A 22756-nucleotide genomic window follows, 5' to 3' on the forward strand; every position below is an offset into this window, starting at 1 on the left:
GATCAGCCGGCGGCAACCCTTGGGCGGCCGCTGGCTTCAACCGTGATCATGGCTTCGACAAACACCTCCTGCGCCTCGACGCGGGCAGTGCGGATGTCGCGGTCAACGATCACGCGGATATCCTCGGCCCCGGCGTCACGCACCGCGCCTTCGGCCTCGGATCTTAGCACGGATTCCAGCAGGGTTAGCGCCGCCTCTGAATCGTTGAAATCTTGCGGCCCGTCCTCAAGATGCACTCGGAACTTGCCCTCGGACGGCGACGTGACTGTCCCCGCCCGGCGCAAAGTCAGGCGACCGACGACCGCACCGATGGCATTGGCCACGCCGGTATGTTCGGGCAAGATCATCTTGCAATGCAAACGCTCCCCGACCGCCGGGTAATAGCTAGGGGCCGACGCACCCAACCCGATCACATCCACGTTCAGCGCCGCATCCAACGCCAGCAGGCCCCGATGCCCGGCCAACCCCTTGCGGGTCAGAACATGCCGCGCCAGATCGGCGGAAGGGATACCAAAATCCTCGGCTTCTTCGGCAAAAGCAGTCTCTAATAAGATCAATGAGGTCTGCTCGGTCAACTGATCCCCGATCATCTGCGCCAAAGCCTCGGGCGTTTTCGCCAGCACATCACCCGACCCGACCCGTTTGCGTGACACCAGTTCCAACGCCTTGCGCGCGGCGTCGGCATCCCAGGCGTCCAGCCGCCCCAAAACGTGGCTGGCATCCGACGGCGTCACGCCCGAGACCTGAACGATCCCGCGATCCACCAACCGCGTCAGAGCCCCATTCTCCATCCGTGTGCGCAACAGATCGCTCAGCGGCAAAACCTGATCGCCAAGACGGTCCAACAACACCTCTTCCCGCGCACCCAGCCCCTCGGCATGGATACCGGGCACGCGACGGGCAAACCGCGTGTCATGTTCACCTACCGTGGTCGCGCGCAGTTGTTTGTCCAACTCAGCATGCACCACATCCGGGGCCTCGGCCGCGATCAGCGACACTGGCAATACCCTACGCGGCCCAAGGACCACGCCGCCTCCCAGCCCCTCGGTCACCACATGGACCTGACTGTCGCCGCCCAGACCATGGGTGCGCATCGCCACCGCCTCGACCATGGTGCGGAAACCGCCAACCTGCGCACCATTGGGATCAATCGCGGGCTTACCGTCGCGGATCAGCGCAATATCCGTGGTTGTCCCGCCAATATCCGATACCAAGGCATTCTCAGCCCCGGTCAACCAACTGGCCCCCACGATCGAGGCCGCAGGCCCGCTGAGGATCGTCTCAATCGGGCGTTCCCGCGCCTGCTCGGCGCTCATCAACGCACCATCGCCACGCACCACCATCATCGGCGCAGTAATGCCCAGCGCCAGCAACTGATCCTGCGCCCGTCCGATCAGCCGCTCGATCATCCCGATCAGCCGTGCATTTAATACCGCCGTCACCGCCCGTTTCGGCCCATTCAGCTTGGCCGACAGGTGATTAGAACATGTGACCGGAGCGCCTGTCCGCTCGGTGATAATCCGCGCCGCTTCCAACTCGTGTGCGGGGTTACGCGTAGCAAATTGCGCGGCCACAGCAAAGCCGGAAATGCCTTTATGAGATTCTAAAAACGCCTCCAACGCCGCCACATCCAGCGGAGCAGCTTCACCCCCTGCATGGCTGTGGCCCCCGGCAATAACCAAGGCCGGATCACCCTTCAACGCGTCGCGCAACCCGTGCCGATCCAGGTCGCCCTCTTTGAACCCGATATAGACCAGCGCCACACGCCCGCCCTGCCCCTCGACCAGAGCATTGGTGGCCAAAGTGGTCGACAAAGATGCCATAGAGATTTGCTCAGGGCCAACCGCTGCCTGTTCCAACACAGCCGAAATCGCCTTACCGACGCCAATCGCCAAATCCGCCCGCGTGGTCAGCGACTTGGCCGAGGCGATCACCTCAGCCTCATCCCGGATCAGCACCGCATCCGTATAGGTTCCACCCGTATCCACCCCCAAAGCCAGCGCCATCGGGTTCTCCTTCCTGTTCGCTGAATTGGGTGTAGCGGTTTGGACCGACACGTCCAGCCTGTTTGCGGCACTTATGGCAGTTGTTGCACCGCCCAGCGCGCGGCATCTGCCACGGCTGGGTCCGGATCATCCACCAACCCCTGCGCCACCGGCTTCATTGCGGGCAAACCGGAATTGCCGATCGCATACAATACATTGCGCACAAACCGATCCCGCCCGATCCGCTTAATGGGCGAGCCCGAGAACTTGGCCCGAAACGCCGCATCATCCAACCCCGCCAATTCGGCCAGAGGCGGGGCCACCAAATCATCCCGCGCAGCATAGCGAATATCGCTGGCCGCAACGGCAAACTTGTTCCACGGACAGGCTGCGAGACAATCATCGCATCCGTAAATCCGATTGCCCAACTTGCCGCGCAACTCTTCGTCCACCGGCCCCTTATGTTCGATGGTCAGATAGGAAATACACCGCCGCGCATCCAACTTGTACGGCGCAGGAAACGCATCCGTTGGACAGGCATCCAAACAAGCGCGACACGATCCGCAATGATCCACCTCGGCTATATCCGCAGGCAGGTCCAATGTGGTGAAAACAGAGCCTATAAAGGCCCAATTTCCCCAATCACGGCTGACCAAATTGGTGTGCTTCCCCTGCCAACCCAACCCCGCCGCATGGCCCAGGGCCTTCTCAGGCACCGGCGCGGTATCCACGAACACCTTCACCTCGCCGCCACCTTCGGCAATCAACCACCGCGCCAACCGCTTCAGGCGTTTTTTCACCAGATCATGGTAATCCTTGTTCTGCGCGTAGACCGAAATCGCAGCCCGGTCTGGATGGCTCAAAACCTCGGTAGGATCATGTTCAGACGTATAGCTCTCGGCCAGCATGATCACCGACCGCGCCTCGGGCCACAAAGCCGACGGATCGCCCCGCCAATGGGTCCGTTCGGCCATCCACCCCATCTGTCCGTGATACCCGGAATCCAAAAACGCCTGCAACCGCGCGGGCACTTCCGGCACATCCCACGGCCGACAAATCCGACAGGACACAAACCCCTCGCTCAATGCCCGAGCGACCACCTTGCGCTTTAAATCCGATCCGCTCTTCATCTGGCTAAAAATACCTTCGGGGGGAATCGCGCCCCGGCGCGATGGGGGGCAGACAGCCCCCCTTCCACCCTATCAGAAATCCAGATCCGCGTAATGCGGCGGAGGCCGGAACCCCGGCACCTGATCCGCCAGTATCGACCGGAACGCAGGCCGGGACTTGATCTTGGCATACCAATCCTTCACCGCCGCCGACCGGTTCCAATCCACATCCGAAATATAATCCAACGCCGACAAATGCGCAGCCGCCGCAAAATCCGCCAGCGTCATCTGATCGCCGGCCAACCAACGCCGATGATCCAGCAACCATGCCATATAATCCAGATGATATTTAATGGCCTTGGCACCCTCTTTCACGTTCTTGCTGTCCGGGTATCCCTGACCGGTCATCTTCTTGTTGACCCGCTCATACAACAGTTTCGACGTCACCTCGTGATGAAACTTGTCATCGAACCAACCCACCAAACGCCGCACCTCATACCGAGCTTCGGGGGTCTTCGGCATCAAAGATGGCTCGGGGCGCGTTTCCTCAATGTATTCACAAATCGCCGCGCTTTCCGCCATCACCTGACCGTCCAACCGCAGAACGGGAACTTTACCCGCCGGATTGCGGCGCAGGAAATCCGGGTCTTGCTCCCAGTATTTCTCTTCGACCAGCTCAACCTCGATCTTCTTTTCCGCTAGCGACAGACGGACCTTGCGGCAATATGGGGACAGGGGAACGTGAAACAGACGCGCCATGAGCTTCCAATCGAACCAGTGAATACAATCCAGCTTTAGCGCCGAGAGGGTTAGTATTTCAATCCTCGAAACAATCTGCGCGACCATCTGCGCGGATGGTGGCCGCCCCATCCAGGATCGAGGCCGCCCGCCTACGTGTGCGTACTGATGGATCAGTGACCGATCTGTTTCGGGGGGAGGGCAGAATTGCAGCGATCCGAGCGGACTGAACCGGCGACAGCTTGGAGGCGGGTACATTGAAGTTACGCTGAGCCGCTGCTTCGACTCCAAAAACGCCATTCCCGGTCTCGGCCACGTTCAGATACACCTCAAGGATACGTTGTTTGCTCCAAAAGATTTCGACAACCGGTGTGATCGAGGTTTCAAGCGCTTTGCGTATCCAGCTGCGCCCTTGCCACAAGAACACATTCTTCACCACCTGCTGTGTAATCGTTGACGCACCCCTTGACCCTCCGTCCTCAAGTGCATCGCGAATGGCTTCGACATCAAAGCCCCAGTGCAGACAGAAATTGGCGTCTTCCGCCGCCACAGCCGAGCGCGCCATGACCGGAGAAATCTGTTCTATCGGAACCCAATCCCGTTCGACTTTACCTAGGCGCCGCCACTCGGACCAGATCGTGTGGGTCACCGGCGGATTCACCACCGAATACAAAACCACCAGCCCAACAACACATGCGATCACCACCAAAAACCCACGCCCTACCCAGCGGCGGATTCTCGGAATAATCGGTGTTTTTCTTTTAGCGGCCTTGCGTTTCTTGCTGCTCGATTTGCGCGCTGCTTTTTTTGCCATGCTGTTGCTATACGACGCCGAAGACGGGTATGGAACGGGTTAAATCGCGATTACGCGGGCTTCGCGCGGGCGCACTACCGGACGGGCGGTATCCGGCAAAACAGGGTTTTCGCGACCAAGCTCGGGAAACAAGGTCAAAATCTCGGCCTGCGTTTGGCTGTCGGCCATTGATACGGCATGACCCGGATAAAAACTTTCGCTTTTTGCGCCATTTGCCGTCACGATCTCATGTCGTGAAAACAGCAGATGCAGATATTCGACCTCGCCACCTTCGACGCGCGTGACCGTCTTGCCGTTCACAAGACAATGCGCCGCAATCAGAACTTCGGAATACCCAAATAGATAGGGCGCGCGCCAGTCCTCGATCAGAATACGGTGTTGCGGAGAGACGATCAGCGGTTTGTTCGTCCCCAAAACACCGGCTTCAAAGCGTACCGGGGCAAGTTTCCCCTGGGCTTTCACCGTTGTTCTGCCGACCCAAAGCAAAGGCTGTGCCCCGTTGTCAGAGGTCAGAACCAGATCACCGGGACGCAAGTCCTCGACCCGGCGAGGGCCGGATGCCGTCTCGATCATTGTGCCGGGCGTGAAACAAGGTGGGCCCAGATCGCCGGCTCCGATATCGACCGAACCAAATGAACCTCCTGTGTCGCTGAAATCAGTCGCAGATGAGCTGACGAACGTCCCGCTTTCCAAAACTTGTCCGTCGGTGGGTGTAAACACCTCGCGCCCATCGGCAAGATAGAAGGTCACACCCGTGTAGGTGATCTGAGTGCCGTCATCCAACTCTATGGTCACCATGTCATTGAAATAGGACGCCGTAATGTCTGATCCGTCGACCGAGTCGTTGTTCAGCCGGTTGATCAGGCCGTTGTCGTTCTGGTCGACGATGTCGAATTTCTGAATCGTCAGGGTCGAGCCAGGTGTCGTGCCGTTCGCTCCGGGATTGGCCGGGTCGATGACAAAAAACTGATCTGTGTAGGTTGTTGGCATGTGCCTGCTCCCTGCGACGCGTTAAATGGGCTGGCGACCAGAGCGCCGAGATAACGTTTTCGTTAGCTAGGCGTGAAACGATTAAAAACGCAAGAAAGCCGTCAAAAATGCCAAAAAATAGAAAAACCCGCGTGTTTCAGGAGACACGCGGGTTTCTCGACTAACGATCGGACGGGGTCTTATTCCGCCGGAACTGCTTCAACTTCGTTGGTCAGAGGATGGCTGAGCTTGTTCAGCATCTCCTTTGGGCAAACCTGAAGGAAGTTTGCCTTTTCCACATCCCAATGCTGCAGGATATCTGCAGCTTTGCGACTGTTGGTTTCCAAAGCATGGCGTTCAATCAGCGTTTTCATCTGATCCATCCAGTGATCCACCGTCACCGGGCAGGTCACCAGTGTTTCCATGTTCATCAACGCCTGCGCCTTGCCTTCGGGATCGTACAGGTACGCCATGCCACCGGTCATGCCCGCGCCAAAGTTGGCACCAATGTCGCCCAGAATCACAGCCACACCGCCAGTCATATATTCGCACCCGTTCGAGCCGCAGCCCTCGATCACCACTTTGGCACCCGAGTTCCGGACCGCGAACCGTTCACCTGCGCGACCTGCTGCGAACAGGTGGCCGTCGGTGGCGCCGTATAGAACCGTGTTGCCGATAATCGTGTTGTCGTCTGCCTTCAGCGGGCTGACCTGCGGTGGGCGCACGACGATCATGCCGCCCGACAGACCTTTGCCGACATAGTCATTGGCATCACCCGACACTTCCAGTTTCAGACCCGGCGCCGCAAAAGCCCCCAGCGACTGACCAGCCGAGCCCTGCAGCTTCACATGCAGATGGTCGTCCTGGAACGTGTTCCGCATCCCGAAATTCCGCACGATATGGCTGGACACGCGGGTCCCCACGGTCCGATGCGTGTTCTGGATGGCGTAGGACAGCTGCATCTTCTCACCGTCTTTCAGGAACCGCGCCGCATCGCGCACAATCTCGGCGTCCAGCGTATCGGGCACTGCGTTGCGATCCTTGTCGCGGTTGTAGACGATGTCATGTGCGCCATCGACGGTGATCAGCAGCGGGTTCAGGTCCAGATCGTCCAGATGCGCCGAGCCACGGCTGACCTGCGCCAGCAGATCGGCCCGTCCGATGATCTCGTCAATCGAGCGCGCACCAAGGCTGGCCAGCAGCTCGCGCACTTCCTGCGCGTAGAAGGTGATCAGGTTGACGACCTTGTCGGCATTGCCGGTGAATTTGGCGCGCAGGGATTCGTCCTGCGTACACACACCGACCGGGCAGGTGTTCGACTGGCACTGACGTACCATGATACAGCCCATCGCGATCAGGGCAGCGGTGCCGATGCCGTATTCCTCGGCCCCCATCATCGCGGCCATCACGATGTCACGCCCGGTGCGCAGCCCGCCATCGGTCCGCAGAGTCACGCGGTCGCGCAGGTTGTTCATCGCCAGAACCTGATGCGCCTCAGTGAGGCCCATCTCCCACGGCAGACCGGCGTATTTGATCGACGTCGCAGGCGACGCACCCGTGCCACCGTTGTGGCCCGAAATAAGGATGATATCCGCTTTCGCCTTGGCCACACCGGCAGCAATCGTGCCAACGCCCGAGGACGCCACCAGCTTCACGGTCACCTTACAGCGCGGGTTGATCTGCTTGAGGTCATAGATCAGCTGCGCCAGATCCTCGATCGAGTAGATATCGTGGTGCGGCGGCGGTGAGATCAGCGTCACGCCCTTGGTCGAGTGACGCAGGCGCGCGATCAGGTCGGTGACCTTCATGCCCGGCAACTGACCACCTTCACCCGGTTTCGCACCCTGGGCGACCTTGATCTCAAGCTCTTCACACTGGTTCAGGTATTCGGCGGTCACGCCAAAGCGGCCCGAAGCCACCTGTTTGATCTTGGCCGACGGGTTGTCGCCATTCGGCTCCGGCACGAAATGTGCCGGATCTTCGCCGCCTTCACCAGAGTCAGACTTAGCTCCGATCCGGTTCATCGCCACGTTCAGCGTCTTATGCGCCTCGGGGCTCAGAGCACCCAGCGACATGCCCGGCGTGACAAAGCGTTTGCGGATCGAGGTGATCGATTCGACCTCTTCAATCGGCACCGGTTTGCCCAGCGGTTTGAAATCCATCAGGTCACGCAGGTGGATCGGCGGGTTTGACTGCATCTTGGCCGAATACTGTTTCCACAGCTCATAGGATGCGCGGTTACACGCCATTTGCATCATATGCATCGAGCTCGCTTCCCAAGCGTGGGTCTCACCCGATTTGCGCGCTTTGTAGAAACCACCGATGGGAAGCACGTCCAGACCGCTGTCCCAACCTTTGGCGTGGATTTCCTCGGCCTTGGCCTGAATACCGGTGACACCGATGCCGGAAATCCGGCTGGTCATGCCCGGGAAAAACTCGGCCACCATGGCGCGGCTCAGGCCCACGGCCTCAAAGTTCAGACCACCGCGGTACGAGGAGATCACCGAAATCCCCATCTTGGCCATGATCTTCAGCAGGCCCTGATCAATCGCCTCGCGGTAGCGCGCGACATTCTCGGTCAAAGTGCCATCCAGCAAGCCGCGATCAATGCGGTCAGCCAGCGAGTCTTCTGCCAGATAAGCGTTCACAACGGTCGCGCCACAGCCGATCAGAACGGCAAAGTAGTGCGGATCAACACATTCCGCCGAACGCACGTTCAGCGAACAGAAAGTCCGCAGCCCCTGACGGGTCAGATGCGAATGAACGGCGCTGGTCGCCAGGATCATCGGCATCGCCACGCGGCCCTCTCCCGAGTTCATATCGGACAGCACCAGATGCCCCGCGCCCGAGCGCACGGCCTCTTCTGCTTCGGCTCTAACACGGACCAAAGCAGCGCTCAGCGCGCCCCGACCGGGTTCAAAGCTACAGTCGATTTCCGCCAGCGGCGAACCGAGATTTTCCACCAGACGGTCCCATTGGGCGTTGCCTACAAAGGGGCTGTCCAGCGTGATGATCTCGGTCTGGCTGCTGTCTTCGTCCAGCACGTTTTTCAGGTTTCCGAACCGTGTTTTCAGCGACATGACGCGGTATTCGCGCAGGCTATCGATCGGCGGGTTGGTCACCTGGCTAAAGTTCTGGCGGAAGAAATGGCTGAGCGGGCGGTATTGCTTGGACAAAACTGCCGACGGGGTGTCATCGCCCATCGAGGCCAGTGATTCCTTGCCGTCTTCAGCCATGGGGGCAAGGATTTGCTCCAATTCTTCAACAGAATAACCAGCCGCGATCTGGCGCTTGCGCAGTTCCTCTCCGCTGAACTTCGCGGTCTCTGTCACGCCTGACAGGCTTTCATTCAGATCATTGATCTTGCCAACCCACTCACCAAACGGCAGAGCACGGGCCAGTTTATCCTTGATCTGCGTGTCGCGGTACAGCTTGCCGCGCTTCATATCCACGGCCAGCATCTGACCCGGACCCAGCGCGCCTTTTTCCGTTACCGACGCCTCATCAATCGGCACCATCCCAGCCTCAGATCCGGCGATGACCAGACCATCCCCTGTCACGACATAGCGCATCGGACGCAGGCCATTCCGGTCGAGCCCGGCGCAGACCCAGCGACCATCGGTCATGGCCAGAGCGGCAGGGCCATCCCATGGCTCCATCACCGAGTTGCAGTAGGAATACATGTCGCGCCACGCCTGCGGCAGCTCAACCGCCTGTTTGGACCAGCTTTCCGGCACCAGCATGGTTTTCGCCATTGGGGCAGACCGGCCTGCACGTACCAGAACCTCGAAAACCGAGTCTAATGCAGCGGAATCTGACGATCCGCCCGCGATGATCGGTTTGATGTCCTCGGCATAGTCCCCAAAGGTCGAGGATGCCATGCGGATCTCATGGCTTTTCATCCAGTTGACGTTGCCTTTCAGCGTGTTGATCTCGCCGTTATGGGCCAACATGCGGAAGGGCTGCGCCAACCACCATTGCGGGAAGGTGTTGGTGGAATAACGCTGGTGATAGATCGCAAATGCGGATTCGAAACGCTCATCCATCAGGTCGGGGTAGAAGACGGCCACTTGTTCAGCCAGCATCATGCCCTTGTAAATGATCGAGCGGCACGACAGCGACGCCAGATACATTCCCGAAATCCCAGCCGCTGCCGCCGCTTTTTCGATCCGGCGACGGATCACATACAGCTCACGCTCAAAGGTTTCTTCGTCCACGCCTTTGGAGTTCGAGATCAGGATCTGCTCAATCTCGGGGCGGGTCGCGTTGGCCTTTTCCCCCAGGCAGGTCACATCGACCGGCACGTGGCGCCAGCCATAGATGTAGTAACCCATGCGCAGCACTTCGGTTTCCACTATGGTCCGGCAGCTTTCCTGCGCACCGAAATCGGTCCGGGGCAGGAAGACCTGACCGACGGCGATCAGCTCGTCCAAATTGGGCTCGTGACCGGTGCGACGGATCTGATCATAGAAGAAGGGGACCGGAATCTGCACGTGGATGCCCGCGCCGTCGCCGGTTTTGCCATCGGCATCCACAGCGCCCCGATGCCAGATCGCCTTGAGCGCGTCGATCCCCGCATCTACAACCTTGCGCGACGGCTTGCCGTCGACGGAAACGACAAGGCCCACACCGCAGGAAGAATGCTCTTCCTCTTTGGAATAGAGACCGTTTTCGGCCATCCACTGACGTTTGGCTTCTTCGGCGCGCACCCAATCGGCATCGTATTTAGTCATTGGCTGTCTCCTTCTTCCGAGGAGGCATACATGGCCTCAACCTCGGCTTTGGTCATTTGCTTGCGTTCACCTGCGAACGCGTATCCTTCGGGCTTTTTGTCGAAGTAAAGTTCAAGTTTCAGCGTGTGGCCTGTATCCTGAAACAGGCCTGCCGCGATTTGCGTGTGTCCGTGCATTTCACCTGGAAGCGTGATCCGGTACCACAGCGCCGAGCCGCAGTCAGCGCAGAAGGCGCGCTCGGCCCAATCGGACGAGGTGAAGGTTTTCACGGGGCCTAACGCGGCATAGCCCTCTTCGGCCTCAAACGTCACAAGCATCGAGCTGGTCCAGCGGCGGCACTGGTCGCAATGGCACGCGCCCAGCGCATCGCGCGCGGGAGTCGCGGTCACGGTGACCGCGCCACACATGCATTGGCCTCGCAACTCGGGCATTCCGGCGCTCCTGATTGCTGGGTTATTCGGCTGCAACCGCAGCCTTGGCGTTGAAACGGTCGATGATCGCATCGGCACAGTCGCGCCCGTCACGGATCGCCCACACGACCAGAGAGGCCCCGCGCACGATGTCACCGATGGCGTAAACACCGTCCATCTCGGTCTCGCCGGTCTGGAAGGCGGCCTTGACGGTGCCCCAACGTGTCACGGGCAGGTCGGGCTGACCGAACAGGGTGGGTAGGTCTTCGGGCTGAAACCCCAGCGCCTTGATCACCAGATCGGCGTCTTCGACATAATCCGCACCTTCGATCACCTCAGGTGCCTGACGGCCGGTTGCGTCGGGCTGGCCCAAGCGCATCTTCTGCACCATCACGCCTGTGACTTGGTCGTCGCCGGTAAAGCCCTTGGGCGCGCTAAGCCACTCAAACACCACGCCTTCTTCTTCGGCGTTCTGAGTCTCACGCTGCGAGCCAGGCATATTCGCGCGGTCGCGACGGTACAGGCATTTGACCGAGGTCGCACCTTGACGGATCGAGGTGCGCACGCAATCCATCGCAGTATCCCCGCCACCGATCACGACGACCTTTTTACCAGAGGCGTTCAAGCGGCCATTGTCAAAGTCTTCGACCGCATCGCCAAAGCTTTTGCGGTTCGAGGCGGTCAGGAAGTCGATCGCTTTTTCGATCCCGGCCAGACCACTGCCCGGCATAGACAGGTCACGCGATTTGTAAACGCCAGTGGCAATGATAACCGCGTCATGCTTGCCACGAATGTCTTCGAATTTCGCGGCGTCGACGTCACAATTCAACTCGAATGTCACGCCGCCATCGGCCAGCAGGTCGTTGCGGCGCTGCACGATGTCCTTTTCCAGTTTGAAGCCCGGAATACCGTACATCAACAGGCCTCCGGCGCGGTCATAGCGGTCATAGACCGTCACCTGAATACCTGCGCGGCGCAGCATGTCAGCGGCCGCCAGACCGCCGGGGCCCGCACCGATGATACCAACGCTTTCGCTGCGCTCGACTGTGGGGGTGGTGGGTTTGACCCAGCCTTTTTCCCACGCGGTATCGGTGATGTATTTCTCGATTGTGCCGATGGTTACTGTCCCGTGACCGGACTGTTCAATCACGCAATTGCCTTCGCACAGGCGATCTTGCGGGCAGATGCGGCCACAGATCTCGGGGAAGGTATTGGTCGCCTGGCTGGTCTGATAGGCCTCTTCCAGACGGCCAGTGGCGGTCAGGTGCAACCAGTCGGGGATATTGTTGTGCAACGGGCAATGCGACTGACAATAGGGCACACCGCATTGGCTGCAGCGGCTGGCCTGCTCTTCGGCTTTGGCCGAAGCGTATTCGGCATAGATCTCGTCAAAGTCTTCCTTGCGCGTGTCAGCGGCACGCTTTTCAGGCATGGCGCGATCGACTTGCACAAATTTCAGCATCGGTTGCTTGGCCACGGGTCAGACTCCATGAATTGGCTTGGTCGAGTTTCTTTAAGTGATGCACGGTAGGATGAAAAGTCAATTATGCTGACCTAATTAGTGAATTTGCGATCAAAAATCCTAGGTTCGCATGGAAAAAAGCAAAAATTTAGATCCGAATCGGACCTATATGCGTTCTTTCCTTTTCTTCATCACGCTTATACCCATGAACCGCAAAGAACAGGTGACGATGGCACGGGCAGGTTAATGAGTCTATTTCAACTGATTCTTGCGGCGATCATTCAGGGTATCACCGAATTTCTGCCGATTTCGTCATCCGGGCACCTGATTCTGCTGCCCAACCTGACCGGTCTGGCGGATCAAGGCCTTGCCATTGATGTGGCGGTTCATGTGGGCACCCTAGGCGCGGTGGTTCTTTATTTTTGGTCTGACGTAAAATCAGCCGCAGCAGGTTTGCCAGACGCGCTGCGGGGTCAAACAGACACGCCACAGGCACGGCTTGCGCTTGGTCTGATCATTGCGACGATTCCGACGGTTATCCTTGGCGCCATTCTTTATCAAACCGGGCTCAGCCAGTCTTTGCGCTCGATGGCGGTGATTGGATGGACCATGTTGGGATTTGGTCTGCTGCTCTATTGGATGGACCAGAAAGGACAGCAAAGAAAAAAGGCAAATGACTGGGGTCTGAAAGATGCGGCCATTATGGGTTTGTGGCAAATGCTGGCCCTGATCCCCGGCACATCCCGGTCCGGCATCACGATTACGGGCGCCCGGCACTTGGGGTACACCCGAGAAGACGGCGCGCGGATCGCGATGTTGATGTCGATCCCGACTATCTTGGCATCGGGCATATTGCTTTCAGTCGATGTGATCAAAGAAGCCGACGCTCAACTGGCTATTGACGGAGCAATCGCCGCGCTTTTTGCCTTTGTTGCGGCCCTTCTGGCGCTGTCTTTCATGATGCGCTTGCTGCGCAGCGTCAGCTTTACGCCATACGTAATTTATCGCGTTGTTCTGGGCGTAATTCTGCTGGCCATTGCCTACAGTTGATCAGGTCCGCAGGTTGTCAGCGGATCTTTGAATTTCATCATACTGACCCGAGGGGCGGAACTTCCAAAGATAGTCCGGCAGAACCGACTCCAACGTGGCCGGCTGGATCCCAAGATCGGCAAAGCTTTTCGCCCCATCCGACACGACGTTGTCGCGGCGCAGGTTTTTCAGCTGATCCCGTGTCAGAATGCTATTCGGGAACAGTTGGAAACTGACGAACTTAACGATGTCCAGAACCCCGGCCATGATCCGCGCGGCAAAAAAAGGCATCCCGATAATCACGCGGCGGCGGTGGATCACGTCAAGCATCTGCTGCATGAGCGCACGGAATGTCTTGACCTCAGGGCCGCCCAGTTCATACGTGCCGGCCGCAGCCTGCCCCAGAACGCCCTGAACGGCAGCTTTGGCCACATCATCGACATAGACCGGCTGAAACTTCGTTTCGGCCCCGACCAGCGGCAGGAACGGCCCCATCCGGGTCATCCCGGCAAAGCGGTTGAAGAATTGATCCTCGGTCCCGAAAATAACCGAGGGGCGCAGGATCACGGCATTGGGCATATGAGCAAGCACTCCGGCCTCACCCTGTGCCTTGGTTTGCGAATACTCACTGTCCGAATCCGCGTCTGCACCAATGGCAGAAATATGGACCATCCGCGTGATCCCTTGTTCGGCTGCGATCCGCGCGATCCGTTCGGCCCCGTCGGCCTGTACGGCGTCAAACGCGTTCTTGCCCAGCTCGTTCAGCACACCCACGCAGTTCACCACCGCATCCGCGCCCTGCATCGCCGCCGCAACCGACGCATCGTCGCGAATGTTGCACAGGATGGGTTCAACCTGTCCAACCACGCCGTAAGGTTTGACGAACATCGCTTCATTCGGGCGCCTGACAGCGACCCGAACACGCCACCCTTCGTTCGCCATACGTCGTGCGACGTACCTGCCGACAAATCCGGATCCGCCATAAATCGTGACCAGTTTTGACATAGAAGGGCTCCTGCTTTTGGCTCCTGATCCGATCTACCGCCCAAAGAGGCGCGGAACAAGGCGCAATAACGCCGCGTGTAGGGGAAAAACCCTGCCTTTTTCGGGTGCGTTTTGGATGGGGTCAAAAAACTTTTAAAAAACTTCCCGAATCCGGTTGACCCTCCTCGCCAGTGGGCTTAAACGCCCCTCCACGACACCTGCCCAGGTGGCGGAATTGGTAGACGCGCTAGCTTCAGGTGCTAGTGTCCGTATGGACGTGGAGGTTCGAGTCCTCTCCTGGGCACCAAATCCCCCGATAACGTATTAATTGTTCTCAGTTTACTTGTCCTAGCTGTGCGGTTGTAGAACATGGCGTATGACAATTCGGTCCTCTTTTTCGTTCAACAAGAACGGCATCTATTGCTTTAGAGGCGGGTTCCTCGGGGTCTCCTGAAACACTACCAACAAGGACCGCGCGCTGGTAAATGGCTCGGTCCAGACATTGATCCGTAAGGATGGGGATGAAGTCGAAACCGTTCTGAGCCAATTGAACGAATGTCTGACAGCCTCTGGCAAAATGGTTGGTAAATTCACACTAGAACCTGATCTTTCCGGCAATAGTCGGACTGTGCGAACTGCCTGTTACAAAGCCGAGCGCACGAACTAGAATGAAGCGGTTTCCTACTTGAGACGAGCAATGGGCTTTCAAGTTGAATGCTTACCCTAAGTGATCAACCTTCGAAGATCCCCTCAGAGTTGGCCAAGTGGCGAATGCACCTGTTTTGAAAACCAGTGATTTAAGTCTAAGGGCTTCATGGGCACTTTTGACGCCGTTGTGACAACACCCGTAGCGGAGTTTTCTTTCAAGACGTCCGTCTTGACACTGCCCACATGACCTAACCAATTGACTATGCAGTGTTTGTGTTTCTTATCTTGGGCACCGTATCCTCCACATAGTTGAGAATTGGTATTCCCGCATGCGTATGACGGAGACGCCTGGTCTTTTTGTTCAGGATCTGCATTCCAGCTCGTTCATTTCGGCGTTTCTGGTTTTTGACTGTCGCCTGACACGCTGGTCGAACGCGGGAAATAAACTTGGACCAGAGTCGACACCAAATCTTGCACTTGTTTCGTCCCCTATAAGCTGAGCGTATCTGACCCATGTTCGGAACACAAAAACATCGCGCAGACTGATTATTGACTTGTTGTTTGTCTGCCGCCCAGGTTTCGCAAGTTTCAGATCCCGGAAATATTTCTTTTCATCTGCAGCCCAGCCTTGCGGAGTCTTAAACGGCTTCTGCTCATCCGAATCTTCGTATTTGAAATCAGGGTATTCCTGTCCGAATTCGGAGCACCCGTGCGAGATTTTTGCGGGCAGACCACAGATCGCATGCTTGGTTTTCAAGTCGTCAAAAGCAGCAAGACAGCTTTTAGCTTCGGCAAGGCTCTGACAATAAATATAACCCTTGTAGGGATACTTTATGCCACTCCTCAGCTCTATCATGCATTTTCGTGCGTTGTCGTTCGGCAGGTCGAGGTTGAGTAGCATAAAATAGGCCAGAAAAAGATCATCCAGATTCTCGGGCAAAATCTGAACTTTGAAACAATCATGGCACAAGCTCGGGATAACTTTGGTTTCTTTGAAGAATTTCAAACGCACGTCGCAATGCGTATGCTGACCATTGATGGTCAAGACCCGACCAGAGAACATCTGGGCCACAGGAACAACCTGAGTAATGCCCAAGGTTTCCAGAATACTCATCCACTGGCGGTAGGCATCGCCGTATACTCTGCGGTCCAACATGCCCAATCGCCAATCAAACCCCAAAGATTCATTTATCCGGCTTTGGGCCGTTCCGAATGCGCCAAAAGCTGTCGTGCATCCTCGGGGTGTTTCCAACAGATTCACAAGCCGCCGGACACTGGCACCATCATCTGGTTTAATCGCAACCCATTGTTCAAGCTGCCTAACTTGCGCGTCGACGGACATCACACCTCTCCTGAAACAGAGAAACTCTCTGCCAGCAAGGTGATCGCCCTCATCACGCCTGTCGTCAACTCAAATGCGCAAGAACCGGCAGTTTGTGCCGGTTCTTGACCTTTTTTGATCAGGACACCGCTTGTTCCGCTACGATTTCGCCAAATCGGGTGAAGAACTTGCCCGACAGCTTTTTGGCCGTTCCTGCAATCAGACGGCTGCCAAGTTGGGCGATCTTGCCGCCGACATCGACCTTCGCGGTGTAGGCCAGAATTGTCTCAGCCCCGTCCTCGGTCAACGTGACCTCGGCGCCACCTTTGGCGAAACCAGCCGCTCCGCCCTTGCCTTCTCCGGTCAAAGAAAATCCACTGGGAGCGTTGGAATTGTCTAGTGTGACCTGCCCGGCAAATTTCGCTTTGACCGGACCAATTTTCAGGACCACTTTGGCCTCAAGATCCTCGGGCGAGTTCTGGATCAATTCTTCACAACCCGGAATGCACTCCTGCAATATCTCGGGCGTATTCAGTGCTTTGTAAACCACGTCGCGCGGGGCTGCGATGCGGATTTCGTCACTCAGTTCCATTCACGTTTCCTCTGTTCAACAGCATTTCGGAAAAACCAGAAGGGCGGTTTCCGTCGCCTGTTCCGGTGTTTGTTTCGGGCGCTCGGGCCACAGGCGCTTAAGCAAGTTTTTCATCCTGAGAAACCTCCGTCGATTTGTCCGTGTTTCGCCACATCACGATCTCGGCCAGGATTGACAGGGCGATTTCGTGCGGATCAATGGCATGAATGTCCAGCCCGGCAGGGGATTTCAGACGCGCCGCGCGGGCTGGATCCAGACCCTGACCAATCAGCTTTTCCGCGAGTGTTTCGGCTTTGCGGCGGCTGGCCACCATCGACACCCGCGCGGCTTGCGTGTTCAGCGCGGCCCCAAGGGCTGCGCCGTCTCCTTGACCTTGCGAGGCCACGACAACAAAGTCGCGCGCCTCGATACCCAAGTCTTCGACCGTCTCGGGCGTGCTGCTCGTCACCCGAAACCCGGCGAGCGTCCCGTGTTCGCCCAGCGCCTTGGCAATTAACGAGGTGCCAAAGATCACCAATCTTGGCGCGTGCTGATACGGTTCAACCAGCAAATCCACCGTCCCGCCCGAGGGGCAGCCGCTTTTGAAGGTTTGCACGCCATCCGGGTCCGTCATGTCGACCACCTTATCCGAGGGTTTCACGCGGATCATCTGCGGCGCACCGCTGGCCAGCGCTTGTATCGCTGAACTGCGCACCGCGCGCTGCACACAGGCACCGCCCAGATGACCCAATATCCGCCCGTCGCGCGCAATCGCCGCCTTTCCCCCGGCCTTGGCCGAGGTTGCATCCGCTGTGCGCAGCACCGTGGCGACGCAGAAAGGCTCACCGGTTCGGCGCAGGGTTTCGATCGTGTCGAATATGTCGAAATTTGCCATATCAGACTCCTTTCACAACTTGCGAAACTGCGGCTCAAGAGCTGCCAGCGCCTCGAGCGTGTTGGCAGGCAAATGCGCGTCCAAATGGGGTCCGGCCGCCTGCATCGCCGCTGCGATGGGTCGGTAGTCTTTCCATCCCTTCAACGGGTTCAACCAGACGATGCGCCGTGACTTGCGCCGGATGCGCGCCAGAACTGCGCTCAGCGCCTGCGGATCCGAACTGCAATAGCCGTCCGACAGGATCAGAACGATGGTCCGCCCGTTCAAAGCACGCGCGCCATAGCCGTTCAGAAAGCTTTCCAAGCTACCCGAAATGTCGGTGCCGCCGCCGAACCCCTCGGCCATCAAGGACAACCGCCCAGCCGCACGGATCGAGTCGTGATCACGCAGGGCGTCCGTCACCCGCATCAGGCGCGTGTGAAACAGATAAGCATCTGCTTCAGTCCCGCTACCGATCAAACCTTTGAGAAAGGCCAGAAACACCCGCGAATAAACAGTCATCGACCCGCTGACATCGCACAGCGCTACGATCCGCATCGGACGCGGCGGCTTGGCGCGGCGATACAAATCAATCGGCTCACCCCCTCGTGCAAGACTTGCCCGTTGTATCCTCCGCATATCCAACGTAGCGCCCCGCAACGCTTGCTTTCTGCGACGCGACCGCCGATCACGAATGGCACGTGCCAACATCAAGGCCGCCTTTTCAGCCTGCCTTAGAGCCTCGTCATCCATCAACTCGCGCAGGTCCCTGCGTGACAGGTTGACTGTGCGTGTCGCAATCAACTTGCCATCAGTCCCCTCGGCATCGCCTTCGCCCTGATCGGCAGAACCCTCTTGCTCTGCGCTTTCCGCACCCTGTTCGTCGGAATGTGCGGCATCCTGCCAAATCATGGGTTTGGCAGATTGCACCCTCACGTGGCTCGTTTGTGCGACCCCTTCGCGCTGCTTTCCAACGTTGAACCAATAGGCATCGAACAGATCATCAAAACGTCGCCAATCCTCGGCGTCGCTCGCCAGCAACACACATAGCGCCCGGCGGGCCTGATCCGCATCCGTCGCCGTGATCTGAGACAATGCAGACAACGCATCCGCGGTCTCACCCGGACCAACCCGCAGCCCGTTCGACCGCAAATGCGCGATGAACCCGGACATTCGGTCGGCAAGGCCATCGGCCCGAGAAGGAAACCGCGTGACCTGCATCACGCCACCTTGCCGATCAGCCGGTCCATCAGCTCGGGCGGAGCCGCGTCATAGTCCGCAGCCGTCTTCAACAAACATACAAGCGTCGCCTGCACGGCATCGCGCGATTGCGCCATGTCGTTAACGCCCAAACCTGACAGAGCTGCAGCCCAGTCCAACATCTCTGCAATGCCCGGCGTCTTTTCCAAATCTTCTTTGCGCAACGCCTGTACGACCCCAATGATCTGCCGCGCCAGCACGCCTTCAACCTCGGGCATCCGCGCCCGAAGGATCGCCATTTCAACCTCTTTCGAAGGGTAATCAAGGAAACTGTAAAGACACCGCCGACGTAAGGCATCCGACAAATCACGCGTCCCATTGGCGGTCAGGATCACAATGGGCCGAGTCGTCGCTTCGACCGTCCCAAGCTCGGGGATGGTGATCTGAAAGTCGGACAGTATTTCCAGCAAATAAGCTTCGAATGCCTCATCCGCCCGATCAATCTCATCAATCAACAAAACCGGAGGAATATCCTGAGAAATAGCCTCTAACAAAGGCCGTTTCAGCAAATACGCATCGGAAAACAACTGCGCCTCGCCAACCCCTCCCTGCGCCTCCGACGCCCGGATCGCAAGCAGTTGCCGCTGATAATTCCACTCATAAATCGCATGGCTGGCATCCAGCCCTTCATAGCACTGCAAGCGTATCAAACGCGCCTCACGCGACGCTGCCACAGTCTTGGCTACCTCGGTCTTACCCACCCCGGCCGGACCTTCCAGCAACAAGGGCCGCCCCAAAGTCTGCGCCAGATGCAGCGCCATCGCCAACCGATCATCAGCAACATAGCCTTGCGCGGCCAATCCGTTCTGCACATCACTCAAAGTCAAAACCAGGATCCATTCTTCATCTGGCAAAAAATACCTCGGGGGAGGTTCGGAGGGGGCTGGCCCCCTCCGTTCGGTCGGATCGGCCAAGCCGATCCGAACCCATTCACCCGTGCATCCCCAACCCATTGGCAATCTTCCAGATGCGCCAGTGGTCATGCGGCATATGGCTCTGCACCAACCCAAAGGGCCGGAACGCATCATGCACCGCGTTCGAGAAACAGGGCACACCACCCACATTGGGGCTTTCCCCAACACCCTTCGCGCCAATCGGATGGTGCGGGGACGGCGTCACCGTATAGTCGGTGATATAGTTCGGCGTCTCCCACGCGGTCGGCAGGAAGAAATCCATCAGCGTGCCAGTCTTAACGTTACCCATCTCGTCATAGGCAATCTCTTGACCCATCGCGATGGCCAACGCTTCGGTCACGCCACCATGAACCTGCCCGTCGATGATCATCGGGTTGATCCGCGTGCCGCAATCATCCAGCGCATAGAACTTCCGGACATCCCATTCGCCAGTATCCACGTCGATCTCCATGACGCAGATATAGGCCCCGAACGGATAGGTCATGTTCGGCGGATCATAGTAGCTGACCGCCTCCAAACCGGGCTCCAGACCGGGGATTGCCTGATTATAGGCGGCGAAGGCGATCTCCTTCATCGTCTTGAACCGCTCAGGCGCGCCCTTGACCGAGAACCGATCCACGTCCCACTCGACATCGTCGTCATGGACCTCCAGCAGATAGGCCGCAATCATCTGCGCCTTGGCGCGGATCTTACGCGCAGCCATTGCCGTTGCAGCACCGGCCACAGGAGTGGACCGAGACCCGTAAGTCCCCAGACCATAGGGTGCTGTGTCGGTGTCGCCTTCCTCCAGCGTGATATCATCAGCAGGCAAACCGATCTCACTGGCGATGATCTGCGCAAAGGTAGTGGCATGACCCTGACCCTGAGAGATTGTCCCCAGCCGTGCGATAGCCGACCCGGTCGGGTGAATGCGGATTTCGCACGAGTCGAACATACCTAGCCCAAGGATATCGCAGTTCTTCACTGGCCCCGCGCCCACGATTTCTGTGAAATGCGTCAGGCCAATGCCCAGCAGTTTGCGAGTCTTACCGGCTTTGAACTCCTCGACCCGTTGCGCCTGTTCCGCCCGCAGACCCTCGTAGTCGACCGCCTTCAATGCCTTGTCCCAAGCGGTGTGATAATCACCCGAGTCGTATTCCCAGCCCAGTGCCGACTGATAGGGGAACTGGTCGGCCTTGATGAAGTTGATCCGGCGCAGCTCGGCCGCGTCCATGTTCAGCTTGATGGCTAGAACCTCGATCATCCGTTCGATGAAATAGGCCGCCTCGGTCACACGGAAGGAACAGCGATAGGCTACCCCGCCGGGAGCCTTGTTGGTATAGACCCCATCCACGGCCAGATAGGCGGTCGGGATGTCGTAGGATCCGGTGCAGATGTTCATGAACCCAGCCGGGAATTTGGTCGGGTCCGCACAGGCGTCAAAGCCGCCGTGATCCGCCGTCGTGTGACACCACAGACCGGTGATCTTACCGTCCGTCGTTGCCGCGATTTTGCCCTGCATCCAGTAGTCGCGGGCAAAGGCGGTGGACATCAAATTCTCCATCCGGTCCTCGACCCATTTCACTGGCTTGCCGGTGACAATCGAGGCCACGACCGAGCAGACATAACCCGCATAGGCCCCAACCTTGTTACCAAAGCCACCACCGATATCGGGACTGATGACGCGGATATTGTGCTCGGCAATGCCCGAGATCAGCGACACAACCGTCCGGATCGCGTGCGGGGCTTGGAACGTACCGTAGAGCGTCAGCTTGCCGGTCACTTTGTCCATGCTGGCCACCGAGCCGCAGGTCTCCAGCGGGCAAGGATGGGTACGGTGGTAATAGACCATCTCTTCAGCCACCACATCGGCCTCGGCCAGAATAGCCTCGGTCGCGTCTTTGTCGCCCTGTTCCCAGGTGAAGATGTGATTGTGATGCTTGCGCGGCCCGTGCGCACCTTCGGTCTGACCCTCAAGGTCTTCACGCAGGACCACATCGGATTTCAGCGCCTCGAACGGGTCGGTCAGAACAGGAAGTTCCTCGTATTCAACCTCGACCAGTTCTGCAGCATCCGCCGCGATATAGCGATCCTCGGCCACAACGAAAGCGACCTCCTGACCTTGGAACAGCACTTTGCCATCGGCCAGCACCATCTGTTTATCGCCTGCCAGTGTCGGCATCCAATGCAGGCCCAGCGGCGATAAGTCTTCGGCAGTCAGAACAGCGATCACGCCGGGCAGCGCCAGCGCGGCTTCTTTGTTGACGCTGACAACGCGGGCATGTGCGTAGGGGGAGCGCACAAAGTCGCCGAACAACATGCCATCCAGCTTGATGTCGTCGACGTAGTTGCCCTTGCCTTGGGTAAAGCGCACATCCTCGACGCGTTTGCGCGAGCTGCCCATCCCTTTGAGATTGGCGGCGCGTTCTTCGGGGGTCAGAGTCTGGTCGTTCATTCCGCAGCCTCCTTCTGAGCGTTCAGCATGTCAGCCGAGGCCGAGATCGCCTTGACGATGTTTTGGTAGCCGGTGCAGCGGCAGAGGTTCCCAGCCATACCGAAACGGATGTCTTCTTCGGTTGGGTTCGGGTTTTCTTGCAACAAGCGATGGGCGCGGGTGATCATGCCCGGCGTGCAGAAACCGCATTGTAGGCCATGATGTTCGCGGAACATCTCCTGCAGTACGCCAAGGCTGCCATCGTCGTTGGTAAGCCCTTCGACCGTTGTGATATCGGCACCGTTCACCTGCGCTACAAAAGTCGTGCAGGACTTGACGGACTTGCCATCGATATCAACAGTGCAAGCGCCGCAATGGCTGGTTTCGCATCCGATATGGGGGCCGGTGATTTTCAGATCTTCCCGCAGGAAGTGGATTAGCAACGTGCGCGGCTCGGCCAGACCTTCGACCTCTTTGCCGTTCACGGTGAGTTTGACGTGCATTTTTGACATGGGTTCTCCT

Annotated in this window: 18 protein-coding genes and 1 tRNA gene; 3 read left to right on the plus strand and 16 right to left on the minus strand. The window is 58.1% G+C overall.

What is annotated here, in order from left to right; translation table 11 throughout:
- Window positions 1-2: 2 nt before the first annotated feature.
- The 4 genes from AC2FF7_RS20865 to mtgA all read right to left on the minus strand — a co-directional run bounded on the left by AC2FF7_RS20865 (window position 3) and on the right by mtgA (window position 4538).
- Entirely contained in the window at window positions 3-2006 is a 2004-nt protein-coding gene (locus AC2FF7_RS20865; protein WP_496906264.1) for a hydantoinase/oxoprolinase family protein, read from the minus strand.
- A 71-nt stretch (window positions 2007-2077) separates the two neighbouring features.
- Complete coding sequence (gene queG / locus AC2FF7_RS20870) at window positions 2078-3115, minus strand: tRNA epoxyqueuosine(34) reductase QueG (RefSeq protein WP_480868807.1); 1038 nt, start codon at window positions 3113-3115, stop codon at window positions 2078-2080.
- A gap of 72 nt (window positions 3116-3187) precedes the next feature.
- Window positions 3188-3853, minus strand: a complete 666-nt coding sequence (fzlA, locus tag AC2FF7_RS20875; RefSeq protein ID WP_480868809.1) for an FtsZ-binding protein FzlA — start codon at window positions 3851-3853, stop codon at window positions 3188-3190.
- Between the two features lie 58 nt (window positions 3854-3911).
- The gene (gene mtgA / locus AC2FF7_RS20880) at window positions 3912-4538 is read right to left on the minus strand and encodes a monofunctional biosynthetic peptidoglycan transglycosylase (protein WP_480869034.1); all 627 of its coding nucleotides are present in this window, start codon (window positions 4536-4538) and stop codon (window positions 3912-3914) included.
- Here mtgA and AC2FF7_RS20885 point away from each other — a divergent pair.
- Window positions 4471-4689, plus strand: coding sequence for a hypothetical protein (locus AC2FF7_RS20885; protein WP_331252861.1), 219 nt, complete (start codon window positions 4471-4473; stop codon window positions 4687-4689). The genes mtgA and AC2FF7_RS20885 overlap by 68 nt on opposite strands.
- Here the strand turns inward: AC2FF7_RS20885 and AC2FF7_RS20890 are convergent.
- From AC2FF7_RS20890 to AC2FF7_RS20905, 4 genes are all read right to left on the minus strand, one after another.
- Window positions 4686-5636 (minus strand): Hint domain-containing protein, encoded by a 951-nt coding sequence (locus tag AC2FF7_RS20890; RefSeq protein WP_496906265.1) that lies wholly within the window; start codon window positions 5634-5636, stop codon window positions 4686-4688. The genes AC2FF7_RS20885 and AC2FF7_RS20890 overlap by 4 nt on opposite strands.
- Before the next feature lie 179 nt (window positions 5637-5815).
- The gene (gene gltB / locus AC2FF7_RS20895) at window positions 5816-10348 is read right to left on the minus strand and encodes a glutamate synthase large subunit (protein WP_496906266.1); all 4533 of its coding nucleotides are present in this window, start codon (window positions 10346-10348) and stop codon (window positions 5816-5818) included.
- On the minus strand, window positions 10345-10779 hold the full coding sequence (locus tag AC2FF7_RS20900) for a GFA family protein (protein WP_480868813.1): 435 nt from the start codon (window positions 10777-10779) through the stop codon (window positions 10345-10347). The genes gltB and AC2FF7_RS20900 overlap by 4 nt, the downstream gene beginning before the upstream one ends.
- Before the next feature lie 22 nt (window positions 10780-10801).
- The gene (locus AC2FF7_RS20905; protein ID WP_496906267.1) at window positions 10802-12235 is read right to left on the minus strand and encodes an NAD(P)-dependent oxidoreductase; all 1434 of its coding nucleotides are present in this window, start codon (window positions 12233-12235) and stop codon (window positions 10802-10804) included.
- Window positions 12236-12466: 231 nt separating this feature from the next.
- Between AC2FF7_RS20905 and AC2FF7_RS20910 the strand changes: the two genes are divergently transcribed.
- Window positions 12467-13270, plus strand: a complete 804-nt coding sequence (locus AC2FF7_RS20910; RefSeq protein WP_170756114.1) for an undecaprenyl-diphosphate phosphatase — start codon at window positions 12467-12469, stop codon at window positions 13268-13270.
- Here AC2FF7_RS20910 and AC2FF7_RS20915 read toward each other — a convergent pair whose 3' ends face one another.
- A complete protein-coding gene (locus AC2FF7_RS20915; RefSeq protein ID WP_353392441.1) occupies window positions 13271-14254 on the minus strand; it encodes a complex I NDUFA9 subunit family protein in 984 nt (327 codons plus the stop codon).
- Between the two features lie 199 nt (window positions 14255-14453).
- On the opposite strand from AC2FF7_RS20915, the gene AC2FF7_RS20920 reads away from it, so the two are divergent.
- Window positions 14454-14540 (plus strand) — tRNA-Leu (locus tag AC2FF7_RS20920).
- Between the two features lie 702 nt (window positions 14541-15242).
- On the opposite strand, the gene AC2FF7_RS20925 is transcribed toward AC2FF7_RS20920, so the two are convergent.
- The 7 genes from AC2FF7_RS20925 to AC2FF7_RS20955 all read right to left on the minus strand — a co-directional run bounded on the left by AC2FF7_RS20925 (window position 15243) and on the right by AC2FF7_RS20955 (window position 22746).
- On the minus strand, window positions 15243-16223 hold the full coding sequence (locus AC2FF7_RS20925) for a hypothetical protein (protein ID WP_496906268.1): 981 nt from the start codon (window positions 16221-16223) through the stop codon (window positions 15243-15245).
- Window positions 16224-16341: 118 nt separating this feature from the next.
- Window positions 16342-16794 (minus strand): SRPBCC family protein, encoded by a 453-nt coding sequence (locus tag AC2FF7_RS20930; protein ID WP_170755563.1) that lies wholly within the window; start codon window positions 16792-16794, stop codon window positions 16342-16344.
- 97 nt (window positions 16795-16891) lie between these two features.
- Window positions 16892-17668: an XdhC family protein gene (locus AC2FF7_RS20935; protein WP_496906269.1), complete on the minus strand. Its 777-nt coding sequence runs from the start codon at window positions 17666-17668 to the stop codon at window positions 16892-16894.
- A 12-nt stretch (window positions 17669-17680) separates the two neighbouring features.
- Window positions 17681-18868 (minus strand): vWA domain-containing protein, encoded by a 1188-nt coding sequence (locus AC2FF7_RS20940; RefSeq protein ID WP_480868837.1) that lies wholly within the window; start codon window positions 18866-18868, stop codon window positions 17681-17683.
- A complete protein-coding gene (locus AC2FF7_RS20945) occupies window positions 18868-19734 on the minus strand; it encodes an AAA family ATPase (RefSeq protein ID WP_496906270.1) in 867 nt (288 codons plus the stop codon). Before AC2FF7_RS20945 ends, AC2FF7_RS20940 begins: the two co-directional genes overlap by 1 nt.
- Before the next feature lie 103 nt (window positions 19735-19837).
- Window positions 19838-22255 (minus strand): aerobic carbon-monoxide dehydrogenase large subunit, encoded by a 2418-nt coding sequence (locus tag AC2FF7_RS20950; RefSeq protein WP_480868840.1) that lies wholly within the window; start codon window positions 22253-22255, stop codon window positions 19838-19840.
- Window positions 22252-22746 (minus strand): (2Fe-2S)-binding protein, encoded by a 495-nt coding sequence (locus AC2FF7_RS20955; RefSeq protein WP_170473684.1) that lies wholly within the window; start codon window positions 22744-22746, stop codon window positions 22252-22254. Before AC2FF7_RS20955 ends, AC2FF7_RS20950 begins: the two co-directional genes overlap by 4 nt.
- Window positions 22747-22756: the final 10 nt, after the last annotated feature.

The organism is Ruegeria sp. YTSC325, from assembly GCF_059609525.1.